The following is a 14,015-nucleotide window of genomic DNA, read 5'->3' as shown; positions in this document are numbered from 1 at the left end:
AGATGATGCCCAGACTCGCTCCCCGCCCCTTGACCCTGACTTCCAGCCTGCTGCTCTGTGCCTGCAGCACCCTGCCACCCGAGACTTACACGGAGCAGGACAAGACAGACCGGATCCGCTTCGATCGTCAGCTGATGTACGATCAGCAAGAGCCCGTGATCCACCCCCTCACCTTCTATGAAGCGGCGGCCAGGGCCCTCAAATACAACCTGGACTACCGCCTCAAACTGATGGAGGGCGCGCTCGCGGCGGATCTGCGGGATCTCTCCAGCCATGAGATGCTGCCCCAGCTGGTCGCCTCCGCCGGGCTGGCCGGACGCAGCAACGACTCAGGTGGCACCTCGATCGGGATCGAGGACGGTGAGGAGAGCCTGCGCGCCTCCACCTCCCAGGAGCGCTACCGCGATCTGAGCGGTCTGGGGCTGAGCTGGAGTCTGCTCGATTTCGGCGTCGCCTATTACCGCAACCAGCAGAAGGGGGATCAGGTGCTGATGGCCGAAGAGCGCCGTCGCAAGGTGGCCCAGAACGTGCTGCAAGATGTGCGCAGCGCCTACTGGCGTGCCCTGGGGGCCCAGCGCCTGCTGCCCGAGGTTGACAAGCTGCTGGCCAGAACCCGGGTGGCCCTCGACTCTGCCCGCCAGGCCGAGACGCAAGGCTTGTTGCCGCGCCAGCAGGCGCTGGCTTACCAACGCGCCCTAATCGATTCCGTTTCCCTGCTCAATCAGCGCCGCCAGGATCTCGAGTTCGCCCGGGCCGAACTCGCCGCCCTCATCTCCCTGCCCTCCGGCAGCAAGATGGTGCTGGCCGATGATACCCCCGAACCCCAGTTGCCAACCCTGGCCCAGAGCATCGACAACCTGGAGCTGATGGCGCTGGAAAACCGCCCCGAGATCATGGAGGAGTGGTATCGCAAGCGCGCCAACCAGCAGGACATCAAGATAGCCAAGGCCGAACTCTGGCCCAACGTGAGCCTGAACTGGGGCTACAACTACGACTCCAACCAGTACCTGTACAACAACCACTGGTCCGAGACAGGGTTGCAGGTCTCCATCAACCTGCTCAAGTTCCTGCGGCTGCCCGCCATCCAGAACCTGGAGGTCTCCCAGAAGGTCACGGATGATGCCAGACGTGTCGCCCTCTCCATGGCCGTGCTGACCCAGGTCAGGGTCGGCGTGCTGCGCTACAACCTGGCCGCCCAGGAAGTGGCCTTCGCCGACGAGAGCCTGCGGGTTGACGAGAGCCTGCTCCGCTATGCCCAGGCCGCCCGTACCAGCGATCAGGGGTCCGAGCTCGAGGTCATCCGCACCGAAGGGCGCTACCTGCTCTCCCGCTATCAGCGCGAGGCCGCCTACTCCCAAGCCCAGGCCGCCTGGGGCCGGCTCTACAACTCGGTCGGCCTGGACGTGCAGCCAGAGGCCATCGCCCAGCACGACGTCCAGACCCTGGCGAAGGCCATCGAGCAAACCATCAAGAAACAGGAGAACCAGGCCTTGCTGACTTCCAATGGCGGAGTGCCCTATGCCCTTCCCAACTAGCGCCAGCCCCTGGTGGCTTCTGCTGCTGCCGCTGGCCGCGCAGGCCAGCCCCGCCCTGGCACCGGCCACAGGCACCTTGCAGGACGATCCCAATGCCATTCGCATCCTGCTGACCGCCAACCTGGAGACGACCCTCTCCAGCCAGATGAGCGGCACCCTGGGCAAACTGCAAGCCAGTCTCGGCCAGCCCGTCAAGCAGGGGGCCCTGCTCGCCCGTTTCGACTGCCGGGAAGGCGAGGCCCAGGCCCGCGTCGCCCAGGCGGAGTTGCAGATGGCCCGCCAGGACCTCGCCGCCAAACGCAACCTGCGCAAGCTCGATGCGGTGGGCGATCTCGAGGTGGCCATCGCCGCCACCGGGGTACAAAAAGCCGAGGGCGCCCATTCCCTGGCCCAGGCGCGCACCAGCTACTGCGACGTGCGGGCCCCCTTCGCGGGGCGCATCGCCCAGGTGCAGGCCAAGCCCTATCAGACCATGACCGCCGGCACCCCCCTGTTCGATCTGGTCAGTGACGGCCCCCTCAAGGTCCGCCTCAACGTCCCCTCCCGGCTGCTGTCCGGGCTGCAACAGGGGCAGGCCCTCGAGATCAACGTGCTGGAAACGGGCAAGCCCTACCAGGCCAGGATCAGCCACATCAATGCCCGGGTCGACGCCGTGGCCCAGACCGTCGAGCTGGAGGCCAGACTGGACGCCCCTTATCCCGAACTGGTCGCGGGCATGAGTGGCGTGGCCCGCATTCTGGAGTCCCATGACTGAATCGCTCCCGCCGCCTCAACTGCTGCTGGCCTTGCATGCCCTGCGTGACCGGGCCCTGGCCGCCCGAAGTCTCAATGCCCTCGCCTTCTCCATGGCCAACGATCTCTACCAGTTGCTGCCGTTTCATCAGGCGCTGGTGTTTGCCCGCCATGGCCAGGCCCAGGAGTTGCTCTGCGTCTCCGGACTGGCCAGGCCCAGCGAAGATTCCCCCTATCTCATCTGGCCCGGCAGGATGAGCCGCTGGCTCGATACCCAGATCTCGGGTCATGACCCCGTCTGGCTGGCGCGCGAGACCCTCTCCCTGCCGGAGGATCTGGCCGAAGGCTGGGCCGAGTGGTGGCCGGAGGGGGTGTTCTGCGTCCCCATCCAGCGCGACGATGGCGAGCGGCTTGGCCTGTTCTGCCTGCTGCGCGAGAGCGAGCCACCCGCCCCCCTGCTGCCCCTGCTGCAAGGTCTCTGGCAGACCTGGGCCTATTGCTGGCACAGCCTGACCCATAAGCCGCCCCTGCTCGGCTGGCGGCCCAGTCGACGTCAGCTCATCCTGCTGGCCCTGGCCGCCGGCGTCATGCTGCTCATCCCCATCCGCCAGAGCGCCCTGGCGCCGGCCGAAGTGGTCTCCCGTACCAGCCTGGTGATCAGCAGCCCCCTCGCCGGTGTCATAGAGCAGATGGCGGTGCGCCCGAATCAGGCGGTGGCCGCGGGGGCTCCCCTGTTTCGCCTGGACGAGACCACGCTGCGCAACCGGGCTGAGGTGCTGACCCAGGAGGTGGCCGTGGCCGATGCCGAACTGCTCGCCGCCAGCCAGCGCGCCTTCGACAATCCCCAGAGCCGGCGCGAGCTGACCCTGCTCACCGGCTGGGCCCAGCAAAAGCGTGCCGAGCTGGCGGGGGTCGAGCTGCAACTGTCCCGCAGCCAGGTGACGGCCCCCCGGGACGGGGTCGCCGTGTTCAGCGATGCCAACGACTGGCTCGGCAAACCTGTGGTGACCGGGGAGCGCATCATGCAGCTGGCCGATCCCCACCAGCCCGCCATCGCATCTTGCTGCCGGTGGCCGATGCCATCGCCCTCGAACCCGGGGCCGACGTCACCCTGTTCCTGAGCGCCTATCCCCTGGATCCCCTGCGCGGCAAGATCCTGGAGACTAGCTATCAGGCCCAGCCGGGGGCTGACGGCGTGGTCGCCTACCGGCTGCTCGCCACCATAGAGTCGCCTCCCTCCCATGCCCGTCTCGGCCTGCACGGCACCGCCAAGCTCTATGGCGAGCGCGTGCTGCTCGGCTACTATCTGCTGCGCCGTCCCCTGGCGGCCCTGCGCGCCTGGAGCGGCCTCTGATGCTGGATCCCGCCGACCTGCCCCTGCCGAGCCTGCGCGATGATCTGCGACTCTGCCCGGCGGACAGAACCGCCAACGGCGAGCCGGCCTGGCTCATTCAGGACATGGTGATCAACCGCTTCTACCGCATCGGCTGGTTCGAGTTCGAGTGTCTGGTGCGCTGGACCGGGCAGACGCCCCGCCGCCTGCAGCAGGCGCTGCCGCACGAGACGGCCCTGCATCCCGAGGTGGAGCAGATCCTCGCCTTCAGCCAGTTTCTCGAGCGCCATCAGCTGGTGCGTCCCAGCCCCCAGGCAGTGGACAGGCTGCGCCAGGCGAGCGAAGGCCGGGCCTGGCTGAAGGGACAGTGGTGGTTGCATCACTACTTGTTTTTCCGCGTCCCCCTGCTGCGCCCCCAGGGTCATCTCCAGCGGCTGGCGGCACGGCTTGACTGGCTGTTCAGCCCCCTCACCGCCTGGCTGGTGGCGGGGGCCAGCCTGCTCGGCATACTGCTGACCCTGCAGCAGTGGGACAGCTTCACCCACGCCGTGGTGGAGTCCTTCTCCCTCGACGGCCTGCTGAGCTTCGCCCTCGCCCTGATCCTGGCCAAGACGCTCCATGAGCTGGGCCATGCCCTGGTCGCCACCCGGCTCGGGGTGCGGGTGGCCCACATGGGGATCGCCTTCGTGGTGCTCTGGCCCATGCTCTACACGGATACCAGCGAGAGCTGGAAGCTGGCCCGCTCCCGCCAGCGGCTCGCCATCGCCAGCGCCGGCATACTGACCGAGCTGGCCCTGGCCGGGCTGGCAACCCTGGGCTGGGCCCTGTGTGCGGAAGGGGCGCTGCGCAACGGCCTGCTCTACCTCGCCACCACCAGCTGGATCCTCTCCCTCGCCCTCAATGCCAGCCCCTTCATGCGCTTCGATGGCTACTTCATCGTCTCGGATCTGCTCAACTTCCCGAACCTGCACGAGCGGGCCTCGGCCCTGGCCAGGGTGGCCCTGCGTCGTTCCCTGCTCGGCCTGATGGAGCCCTGGCCCGAGCCCTTTGCTGTGCGCCAGCGCCGGGCGCTCATCGGCTTTGCCATCCTGACCTGGCTCTATCGCCTGGTGCTGTTCCTCGGCATCGCGGTCGCCGTCTACTTTCTGTTCTTCAAACTGCTGGGGATACTCCTGTTCATGGTCGAAATCGGCTGGTTCATCCTTCTTCCCGTCTGGCGGGAGCTGACCCATTGGTGGCGGGCCCGCGCCAGGGTGACCCGTCCACGCCGGGTCGGGCTCGCGCTGGGGCTGCTCACCCTGCTCATCCTGCTGGCCCTGCCCTGGCATAGCCAAATCAAGGGAGTCGGGGTCGCGCGGGCGGAGCGCCAGCTGCAGGTGTTCACCCCCTTCCCCGCCCGCCTGGAGAGCCTGCGGGCCGCCGGGCCCGTCAAGGCGGGGGAATCCCTGCTGCAACTGGTGGATCCCGATCTCGACTGGAAGGTGCAGGGCAACACCCAGAGCATCCAGACCTATGGCGCGCGCCTGGGCGGCATGCTGGATGACCCCTTCGGGCTCAGTGAACAGATAGCGACCCGTGAGCGGCTCAGGGTGCAATACAGAGAGGCAAATGCGACACGGGCTGAGATAGACAGGCTCAGGCTGGCGGCCCCCTTCAGCGGCCTCTGGCTGGATGTGGATCCCGAGCAGCGGCCCGGCCAGTGGCTCAACAGCCAGCACCCCATAGGCGTCCTGATCGATCCCGGCCAGTGGCAGGTCGATGCCTATGTGGCGGCGGATGAGATAGCGCGTCTGCGGGTCGGCGATCCGGTACGCTTCTATCCGGACGGCGCCCTTTCGCCCCTCCATGGCACCCTGGTCGATCTGGGCACCACCCGGGTCGCCAAGCTCAAGCACCCCATGCTGAGCGCCCGCTTCGGAGGCCCCATCACCACCAGCCCGCAAGGGGAGGAGCTGCAACCTGCCCATCCCCTGTTCCTGGTGCGGATCCGGCTGGATGAGGCCCCGGCCACCCTGCGGGAGACCCGCGGTACCCTGGTGCTGGAGGGGAGCCGACGCAGCCTGCTGGCCGAGGGGAGCACCTGGCTGCTCGCCGTGCTGCTGCGGGAAAGCGGCTTCTAGGCCCCATGGATGAAATGGCGGACATAAAAAAACCGGCCGCAAGGGCCGGTGAAACAGTTCAGGCTTGTCAGGTGACAATTCGCACCCAGCGGATGAAGACAGCTTCCAATTCCCTGTGAAACCCTGCCCTCTTGAGTACGTGATGTCACTCTACGCCAGGGTCACTGAATCGGGACTGAACCATTTGTGCATTCTTTATCCGCCTCAGAGGCGTATCCCGAGGGACTGGCGCAGATAGGCGCCCGCTCCCAGCAGGCCGGGGCCCTCATGGGTGATGAGGAACACCGGGATGTCCTTCAGATAAGGCTTGAAGCGACCCTTGTCCTCGAAGGCGACCCGAAAACCGGAGCCGATGAAGAACTCCTGGAAGCGGGGCACTATGCCACCGGCGATGTAGACGCCGCCGAAGGTGCCCAGATTGAGCGCCAGATTGCCGGCGAAGCGCCCCATCAGCACGCAGAACAGGCTCAGGGTGCGGCGACAGTCGAGGCAGGAGCCCGCCAGCGCCCGCTCTGTGATGTCTTTGGGGGCAAAGGGCTCGGGCTCGCGGCCGTCGGATTTGACCAGGCCGCGATAGAGGTTGACCAGCCCCGGGCCCGACAGGAAACGCTCGGCAGACACATGGCCCAGCTCGCCACGCATCACCTGCAGCACAGCATCTTCCTCTTCCGTGTTGGCGGCGAAATCCACGTGACCGCCCTCCCCCGGCAGACTGAGCCACTGCTCGCCCGCCTGCACCAGGTGCGCCACCCCAAGGCCGGTACCTGCGCCATAGATGGCGATGGGCTTGCCAGCCACCGGGGCGGCGCCGCCGAGCTGGATGCGGTCACTCTCACCGAGCACGGGCACCGCCATGGAGACGGCGGTGAAATCGTTGATCACCTGCAGGCGATCCAGGCCCAGGTTGCTCTGCATCTCGCGGATGGAGAACTCCCAGCTGTGGTTGGTCATGGCGACCCAGTCGCCGTTGATGGGACAGGCGATGGCGATGCAGGCCTCGCCCACCTTGACGCCATGCTCCTCCAGATAGAGACGCACCACAGCCTCGAGGCTGGGGTGGGCCAGCCCGGAATAGGTCTTTGCCTGGGAAATGGCGCCAGTCGCCAACTCGCAGAGGGCCAGCCGGGCATTGGTACCGCCTACGTCGCCCACCAGCGCATGGGTATGCTGCATAACAAACTCCTTCGTTACCGACTCGGGGCGGCCCTTACCGTCCCGACATTGTTATTTGGTTGCAATACTACCCGAGCCCCTTCCCTTGCGGCGCGTCGGATGAATGCAACTGTGCGCCCGCTCACAGTGTTGTTGCTTTGCAACATTTGTAAGCGTTTTCAAGGGTCGGATGGAAGTTTGTAACCAAAAGCACGAAATAATTAGACATGAGTCATACTTTGTGGGGACGAGATTAGTTCCGATAAGCGCTTGTCTTGTATAGTCATCAAGTAGATTGGAAACCTGCTTGAGCTGTGAATTTAGTGCACAGACACTGAAGTTAAATTACAAAAATGCCTGGTGGTAATGATGAATACCCTCGATAAAATTACGAACAATTTGGAAAGTTTCAGTAAATCAGAGCGTAAGGTGGCTGAAGTGATCCTGGCGTCGCCCCAGACCGCCATTCACTCCAGCATTGCCACCCTCGCCAAGCTGGCCGATGTCAGCGAACCGACCGTCAATCGCTTCTGCCGTCGTCTCGATACCAAGGGCTTCCCCGACTTCAAGCTGCACCTGGCCCAGAGCCTGGCCAACGGCACCCCTTATGTGAACCGCCACGTGGAAGCGGAAGACGGGCCAGACACCTATACCGCCAAGATCTTCGAATCCACCATGGCCTGTCTCGATGCCGCCAAGAACAGCCTGGACATCTCCGCCATCAACCGCTGCGTCGATATCCTGACCCAGTCCAAGAAGATCAGCTTCTTCGGCCTGGGCGCCTCTTCCGCCGTGGCCCGCGATGCCCAGAACAAATTCTTCCGCTTCAACATTCCCGTGGTGAGCTTCGACGACATCGTCATGATGCGCATGAGCTGCATCAACAGCAGCGAAGGGGATGTGGTGGTGCTGATCTCCCACACCGGCCGCACCAAGGCGCTGGTGGAAATCGCGGCCCTGGCCCGTGAAAACGATGCCACCGTCATCGGCATGACCGCCAAGGATTCCCCCCTGGCCCGGGAGTGCAACCTGGTGCTCTCCATGGACGTGCCGGAAGACACCGACGTCTATATGCCGATGGCGTCGCGCATCGCCCAGCTGGCCCTGGTGGACGTGCTGGCAACCGGCTTTACCCTGCGCCGTGGCATGAAATTTCGCGAAAACCTGAAGAAAGTCAAAGAAGGTTTGCGCGAATCCCGCTTTGATACCCCGCATAATTCCTGAATCATTCGGGGGTCCGCCCCCGACTGTCTATGCCACCGGGCTTGGTGTAGTATCGTAATTTAATAACACAAGGCCACCCAGATGGCCTGCCAGCAGGCGCCATGCCACATGCTTGACGGGGCAGTATTTCAAGTCATATCAACTTCACATTGGAGTCTTTCATGCCAAGACGTACAAAGATTGTAACCACACTCGGTCCGGCGACCGATCGCGACGGCATCCTCGAGGGGATCATCCGCGCCGGTGCCGACATGGTGCGGATGAACTTCTCTCACGGCACTCCTGAAGATCATATCCTGCGCGCCAACCAGGTGCGTGAAATCGCCGCCAAGCTGGGCCGTCATGTGGCCATCATGGGGGACCTGCAAGGCCCCAAGATCCGTGTTTCCACCTTCAAGGATGGCAAGGTCTACCTCGCCATCGGTGACAAGTTCATTCTCGATGCCGCCCTCGGCAAGGGGGAAGGCTGCCAGGAGCAGGTCGGCATCGACTACAAGAGTCTGCCAAACGACGTGGTGGCCGGCGACATCCTGCTGCTGGACGATGGCCGCGTGCAACTGAAAGTCGAGCAGGTCGAAGGCACTCGCATTCACACCACGGTCACAGTGGCCGGGCCTCTCTCAAACAACAAGGGCATCAACAAGAAAGGGGGCGGTCTCTCCGCACCGGCCCTGACCGAGAAGGACAAGGAAGACATCAAGACCGCCGCCCGCATGAACGTGGACTACCTGGCCGTCTCCTTCCCCCGCAGCGGCGATGATCTGCGCTACGCCCGCGAACTGGCCCGCGAAGCCGGATCCAACGCCAAGATAGTGGCCAAGGTCGAGCGTGCCGAAACCGTCGCCAGCGACGAGGCGATGGAAGACATCATTCTCGGCTCCGATGCCGTCATGGTGGCCCGTGGCGATCTCGGCGTCGAGATCGGCGATCCCGAGCTGGTAGGCGTGCAGAAGAAGCTCATTCGTCACTCCCGTCGCCTGAACCGCGTCGTCATCACCGCGACCCAGATGATGGAGTCCATGATCAACGCCCCGCTGCCGACCCGCGCCGAGGTAATGGACGTGGCCAACGCCGTGCTGGATGGCACAGATGCTGTGATGCTCTCCGCCGAGACCGCCGCCGGCCAGTTCCCCATAGAGACGGTCACCTCCATGGCCAGCGTCTGCGTGGGCGCCGAAAAGCATCCTAGCCTGAACGTCTCCAACCACCGCATGAGCTACACCTTCACCTCGGTGGAAGAGGCCGTGGCCATGTCCACCATGTATGCCGCCAACCACCTGGAAGGGGTCAAGGCGATAGTGGCACTGACCGAGTCCGGCACCACACCGCTGCTGATGTCCCGCATCAGCTCCGGCCTGCCGATCTTCGCCATGTCCCCCCACAACAAGACGCTAGCCTGGACCAACCTCTACCGCGGTGTCACCCCTGTGCTGTTCGACGGCGACGAGAGCAAGCCGGTCTACGAGGTGTGCCGCGAGGCGCTGGACGTGCTCAAGGCCAAGGGCCTGGTCCAGAGCGGCGACATGGTGCTGCTGACCCACGGCGACAAGATGGAAACCGTGGGCAGTACCAACACCTGCAAGGTGATGATGGTCGAGTAATCCCTCGCTTGGACATCGACAAGAACGGCTCCCGCGGGAGCCGTTTTTTATGGCGCCAGACCAGGTTCAGCCACGAAACAGCTCCACCTTGTCCCCATCCTGCAGGCTGCCGGCGCCGCGTACCACCACCCTGTCCCCCTGCTTGAGCGCCCCGCTCACCGCCACCTGCCGGTTGTCCCCGAACAGCACTGTGACCGGCACCCGGTTCACGGTCAGCGCCTCGCCGCGCTGCTCCACCTGATAGACCACGCTTCCCTCGGTGCCGAGCACCAGGGCATCCCGCGGCAGCAACATGGTCTGCTGCTCCCCGAGCGGCAGTGCCACCCGCACCGGCGAGCCGATGATGAAGTTGCCCGCTTCCGGTTTGAGGCGCAGCTCAATCAGCCGAGATTTGGGATCGGCACTGGCAGCCCGCTGGTAATAGACTCCGTGACCGCTCAGCTGCTCCCCCTCTACCCGCAGTCGGGTTTGCGGCGCCAGCTGCTGGGCCCAGAGAATGGGGGCCTGCAGGCGGATATCCGGCTGATCCGGGTTGACCAGCTCCAGCGCCCGCTCCCCCGCGTCCACATGCTCCCCCGGCTGGATGAAGTGCTCGTTCACCACCCCATCGAAGGGGGCGAAGATGTGGGTCCTTTGCAACTGTGCCTCGATCTGGCGCACCTGTACCCGGGCCAGCTGCTCCGCCAGCTCGGCCTGCTCCACCTCATAGCGCGCCTTGTCGTACTGGCTCTGGGAGGCGCTCTTCTGCTGGTGCAGCCGCTCCAGGCGCTGGAACTCGGCGCGGGCATAGCGCAGCTTGCTCGCCTCCCTCCCCTGCTCGGCCCGGGACTGCTCGAGGGAGAGGCGCAGGGTGGCGGTGTCCAGGCGCAGCAGCTCGTCCCCCGCCTTCACCCGGCTGCCGAACTCGGCAATCCACTCCACCCGGCCGCTCACCTCTGCGCTGAGGGCCGCCTGCTGGCGGCTCGCGACAGTGCCGCTGACCCAGATGCTGGCCCCCGCCTCCCCCTGGGTCACGGCCGCCAGGGTCACCACCTTTGCCCCGGCAGGCCCTGCTGCCAGCAGGGCCACAGCCATCATCATCCTTGTGAACACATGCGTCATCGATAGGCTCCTTCTCAGGCCCGCTGCCGGATGGCGTGGGGGGCGTCGACCCGCTCACCCTGCCGCAGGAAGGCGGGTAACAGGATCAGGGTAAACAGGGTGCTGCAACTCATGCCGCCGACGATGACGGTGGCCAGCCCCCGATAGATTTCGCTGCCCTCGCTCGGGCTCAACATCAGCGGCAGCATGCCGAAGATGCTGGTGAGGCTGGTCATGGCGATGGGCCTCATCCGGCTTTGCAGGGCATCGGCCACCGCCGACTGGCGGCTCATTCCTTCCCGCTCGGCCATGCGGGTCTGGTGCACCAGCAGGATGGCGTTGTTGACCACCAGCCCCAGCAGGATCACGAAGCCGATGATGGTGAGCAGGTCCATCGGCAGCGGCACCAGCAGGCCGCTCAGGTGCAGCGCCAGCACGCCGCCCACTGTGGCGAGCGGCAGGGTCAGCAGCACCAGGATGGCATCCTTGAGGGAGGCGAAGACCCCCCACAGCAAGATGAGCAGTATCATCACGGCGAACAGGAAGATGCCGCCGAGGTTGTCCAGCGCCTGCTGCAGGCTGTCGGCATTGCCGGCAACCCTCAGCTCGCCCCCGACTGGCAGCAGCGGCCGGATGGCGGCGAAGCTCTTGGTCTGCAGGGTCTCCAGCACCTGCTCCATGCTCATCCCCTCAGGCGGGGTGATCTGCAGGCTGATGCTGCGCCGCCCGTCGGCCCGAAAGATGCTCTCAGGCCCGAGGCCAGGCTCCACCCGCAGCAACTCGCCGAGGGGGACTATGCGCCCGGACGGGGTGGCGAGCGGCACCGCCTTCAGCTCGTCCGGGTTGGCGGAGGCCTGGCCCATCAGCAGGATGTCGAGCCGCTCCTCCCCGTCGAAATACTCGCCGACCCGCAGGCCATCGCCGAAGGTCTGGATGATGGCGGGCAAGGGGCTGCGATCCCAACCCACCTCGGCAAGACGCCTGTCCTGGGGCACCAGCCGCAGTTCGGGGGCGGTGAAGTCGAGCCCGGGCTCAGGCCTTATCTGGGCCCCCGGCAAGTCCCGCTGCACCATGGCCATGCTCTCTCTGGCCGCCTGATAGAGCGCTGGCAACTCGCCACCCTGGATCAGCAACGAGATGCCGTTCTCGCTGTCGAAGCCGCCAAACAGGGAGCCCTGACCACCGAAGACCCGGGTATCGGGTATGCCCACCAGCAGCTGTTTCATCAGGAGCTGCTCCAGCGCCTTGATCCGGGTCTCGTCCCTGGGGCGCACCCCGATCTGGGCGCCGCCCGGGTAGCGCAATATGTAGTAGTTCTTGAGGGCCGGCTCCTGCTCCCCCTTCATGTAGGGATCCAGCCTGGCAATGAGCGTGTCTATCACCTCCTCCCGCTGGGCCTTGAGGTTGACCCCTGGGGTGAAGCTCATCCACACATCGATGGCATCCCGCTTCACATCCGGCAGGTAGTTCATCTTGGGCAGCAGCAGCCAGCTGGCCAGCACGGGCCCGCTCATCATCAGGACGATGAGGGTCCAGCGCCGGGGGGCAGTGCCGGTCCAGCGGATCACGTGGCGGGTGGTGCGCTGCCAGAGTCCGTCATAGGGATCGACCAGCCGCTCGCGCCCCATCCAGCGCGCCGCCACGGCGGGCAGCACTGTCACCGCCACCAGCATGGAGACGGTGACGGCGCAGGCGATGGTGAGTGCAAGGTCGGCAAACAGCTGCCCCTCCACATCGTTGAGCAAGAGCACCGGCAGGAAGATGGCGACAGTGGTGAGGGTGGAGGCCACTAGGGCGGTCCACACCCGGCTGGTGCCTTCCAGCGCTGCCTCGGCCTTGCCGAGATCCCCCCGCTCATGGCGCCGGTAGATGCTCTCCAGCACCACTATGGCGGCATCCAGCACCATGCCGACGGCGAAGGCGATCCCCGCCAGGGAGATGATGTTCAGCGTCCTGCCCATCACCTTGAGCAGGCAGAAGGTGAGCATGATGCTGATGGGGATGGCGATCGCTATCATCAGGGTCGCCTTGAGCTGGCGCAGGAAGACCCAGAGGATGGCGCAGGAGAGCAACACACCCAGCCCCAGGTTGGCGGTCACCATGCCCACCGCCCGGTTGATGTAGAGGGAGGCGTCGAACGACTGCTCCATGTGCAGCCCGACCGGCTCCAGCACCTCGCGGTTGAGCTCCTCCACCTTGAGCTTGATCCCCTCCAGCGCCGCTAGGGCATTGGCCCCGCTCTCCTTGAAGATCTGCGCCGCTATGGCGGTGTTGCCGTTCTGGATGCGCAGCACAGGGTTCTCCTCCCGGGCAACCCTGACTTCCGCCACGTCCCGCAGGTAGATGGGCAGGCCGTCGCGCCAGTCCACCACCTTGTCCCCCAGGGTGGCCACGTCGTAGCGACCGGCGAAGCGCAACTTGTACTCCCAGCGTCCTATGTCGAGGGTGCCGGCCGACACGTCCCAGCCAGTGGTTGCCCGGCTGGCGAGCACGGGTATCTCCACCCCCAGTTCGGCGGCACGATAGGGGTCGAAGCGGATCTGGATTTGACGCTCGTTGATCCCCTCCACCTCCACGGTCGACACCCCGGGGATGCGCTCAAGCTCAGGCTTGACCCTCGCCTCGATCAGCGCCTGGTGATCGTCGATCGCCCCCTTGGCACCCGGCAGTTGCTGGATGAAGAAGAAGGTGAGGGTGTCGTTGCTGCTGTAGTTGTTGACGTAGGGGCCGCCGATCTTGTCCGGCAGGCCGGAGACCCGGTTCAGGCGCGAGATGACGTCGAGCTGGGCCCGCTGCATGTCGGTGCCGAGGGCAAACTCCATGTCGATCTCGGTAAAGCCGGGATAGCTGTTGCTGGTGAGGTTTTTCAGCCCCTGTACCCCCTGCATCTCCTGCTCTATGGGGTCGGTTATCTCCGACTCCATCTCCTGGGGCGAGGCCGAGCGCCAGTCCACCGAGATGTTGAGGTGAGGACGATCGATGTCGGGAAACAGCTGGACAGGCAGTCCCCGGATGCTGAGCAGGCCCAGCAAAAAAATAAGCACGACCGAGACCGCCACCCAGATGGGGCGTTCGATCGCCGTTTTGGCGAGGTTCATTCACTCTTCCTGAGTTGTTGTTATCGGCCATTCCGCTGGCCTTGCTTCCTGCCCCAAGGGTGGGGGCCATTGCATTTAACTGGAATTAATCGAGGTTGTAAATGCCTGGTTAACAAACAAAAAAACCGGCCACATGGGCC

General features: G+C 65.0%; 10 protein-coding genes. 7 read left to right on the top strand and 3 right to left on the bottom strand.

The genetic code is table 11. The features are described from left to right. The first annotated feature begins 5 nt into the window (after window positions 1–5). From ACFWHB_RS07070 to ACFWHB_RS07050, 5 genes are read left to right on the top strand one after another with little or no spacing between them, the layout of a single operon-like run. Entirely contained in the window at window positions 6–1,535 is a 1,530-nt protein-coding gene (locus ACFWHB_RS07070; protein ID WP_303805690.1) for a TolC family protein, read from the top strand. Continuing rightward, a complete protein-coding gene (locus ACFWHB_RS07065) occupies window positions 1,519–2,289 on the top strand; it encodes an efflux RND transporter periplasmic adaptor subunit (RefSeq protein WP_395949780.1) in 771 nt (256 codons plus the stop codon). Before ACFWHB_RS07070 ends, ACFWHB_RS07065 begins: the two co-directional genes overlap by 17 nt. Next, window positions 2,282–3,388, top strand: a complete 1,107-nt coding sequence (locus ACFWHB_RS07060; protein WP_395949779.1) for an efflux RND transporter periplasmic adaptor subunit — start codon at window positions 2,282–2,284, stop codon at window positions 3,386–3,388. Before ACFWHB_RS07065 ends, ACFWHB_RS07060 begins: the two co-directional genes overlap by 8 nt. After that, the gene (locus ACFWHB_RS07055; RefSeq protein ID WP_395949778.1) at window positions 3,328–3,621 is read left to right on the top strand and encodes a hypothetical protein; all 294 of its coding nucleotides are present in this window, start codon (window positions 3,328–3,330) and stop codon (window positions 3,619–3,621) included. The genes ACFWHB_RS07060 and ACFWHB_RS07055 overlap by 61 nt, the downstream gene beginning before the upstream one ends. Further along, on the top strand, window positions 3,621–5,720 hold the full coding sequence (locus ACFWHB_RS07050) for an HlyD family efflux transporter periplasmic adaptor subunit (RefSeq protein ID WP_395949776.1): 2,100 nt from the start codon (window positions 3,621–3,623) through the stop codon (window positions 5,718–5,720). The genes ACFWHB_RS07055 and ACFWHB_RS07050 overlap by 1 nt, the downstream gene beginning before the upstream one ends. A gap of 204 nt (window positions 5,721–5,924) precedes the next feature. On the opposite strand, the gene glk is transcribed toward ACFWHB_RS07050, so the two are convergent. Next, complete coding sequence (gene glk, locus ACFWHB_RS07045; protein ID WP_395949775.1) at window positions 5,925–6,893, bottom strand: glucokinase; 969 nt, start codon at window positions 6,891–6,893, stop codon at window positions 5,925–5,927. A 345-nt stretch (window positions 6,894–7,238) separates the two neighbouring features. Here glk and ACFWHB_RS07040 point away from each other — a divergent pair, with 345 nt between their 5' ends. Together ACFWHB_RS07040 and pyk are read left to right on the top strand one after the other, a co-directional pair. Further along, window positions 7,239–8,096: a MurR/RpiR family transcriptional regulator gene (locus ACFWHB_RS07040; RefSeq protein WP_041204309.1), complete on the top strand. Its 858-nt coding sequence runs from the start codon at window positions 7,239–7,241 to the stop codon at window positions 8,094–8,096. 161 nt (window positions 8,097–8,257) lie between these two features. Beyond that, the gene (gene pyk / locus ACFWHB_RS07035) at window positions 8,258–9,697 is read left to right on the top strand and encodes a pyruvate kinase (RefSeq protein ID WP_139744459.1); all 1,440 of its coding nucleotides are present in this window, start codon (window positions 8,258–8,260) and stop codon (window positions 9,695–9,697) included. A 66-nt stretch (window positions 9,698–9,763) separates the two neighbouring features. Here the strand turns inward: pyk and ACFWHB_RS07030 are convergent, their stop codons facing one another. Together ACFWHB_RS07030 and ACFWHB_RS07025 are read right to left on the bottom strand one after the other, a co-directional pair. After that, window positions 9,764–10,798 carry an efflux RND transporter periplasmic adaptor subunit gene (locus tag ACFWHB_RS07030; RefSeq protein WP_395949774.1) on the bottom strand — a complete coding sequence of 345 codons (1,035 nt, stop codon included), beginning with the start codon at window positions 10,796–10,798 and terminating at the stop codon, window positions 9,764–9,766. 14 nt (window positions 10,799–10,812) lie between these two features. After that, complete coding sequence (locus ACFWHB_RS07025; RefSeq protein ID WP_395949773.1) at window positions 10,813–13,875, bottom strand: efflux RND transporter permease subunit; 3,063 nt, start codon at window positions 13,873–13,875, stop codon at window positions 10,813–10,815. Window positions 13,876–14,015 lie beyond the last annotated feature (140 nt).

This window comes from Aeromonas mytilicola subsp. aquatica, from assembly GCF_044336385.1.
GTDB classification, from domain to species: domain Bacteria; phylum Pseudomonadota; class Gammaproteobacteria; order Enterobacterales; family Aeromonadaceae; genus Aeromonas; species Aeromonas rivipollensis.
Note: the sequence above shows the minus strand (reverse complement) of the source record. Positions and strands in the feature narration are given on the sequence as shown.

Bases quoted from the DNA above. Each gene is read 5' to 3' on its own strand.
- ACFWHB_RS07025 (WP_395949773.1), bottom strand. From the start codon at position 13,875: ATGAACCTCGCCAAAACGGCGATCGAACGCCCCATCTGGGTGGCGGTC.
- pyk (WP_139744459.1), top strand. From the start codon at position 8,258: ATGCCAAGACGTACAAAGATTGTAACCACACTCGGTCCGGCGACCGAT.
- glk (WP_395949775.1), bottom strand. From the start codon at position 6,893: ATGCAGCATACCCATGCGCTGGTGGGCGACGTAGGCGGTACCAATGCC.
- ACFWHB_RS07030 (WP_395949774.1), bottom strand. From the start codon at position 10,798: ATGACGCATGTGTTCACAAGGATGATGATGGCTGTGGCCCTGCTGGCA.
- ACFWHB_RS07060 (WP_395949779.1), top strand. From the start codon at position 2,282: ATGACTGAATCGCTCCCGCCGCCTCAACTGCTGCTGGCCTTGCATGCC.
- ACFWHB_RS07070 (WP_303805690.1), top strand. From the start codon at position 6: ATGCCCAGACTCGCTCCCCGCCCCTTGACCCTGACTTCCAGCCTGCTG.
- ACFWHB_RS07065 (WP_395949780.1), top strand. From the start codon at position 1,519: ATGCCCTTCCCAACTAGCGCCAGCCCCTGGTGGCTTCTGCTGCTGCCG.
- ACFWHB_RS07050 (WP_395949776.1), top strand. From the start codon at position 3,621: ATGCTGGATCCCGCCGACCTGCCCCTGCCGAGCCTGCGCGATGATCTG.
- ACFWHB_RS07040 (WP_041204309.1), top strand. From the start codon at position 7,239: ATGATGAATACCCTCGATAAAATTACGAACAATTTGGAAAGTTTCAGT.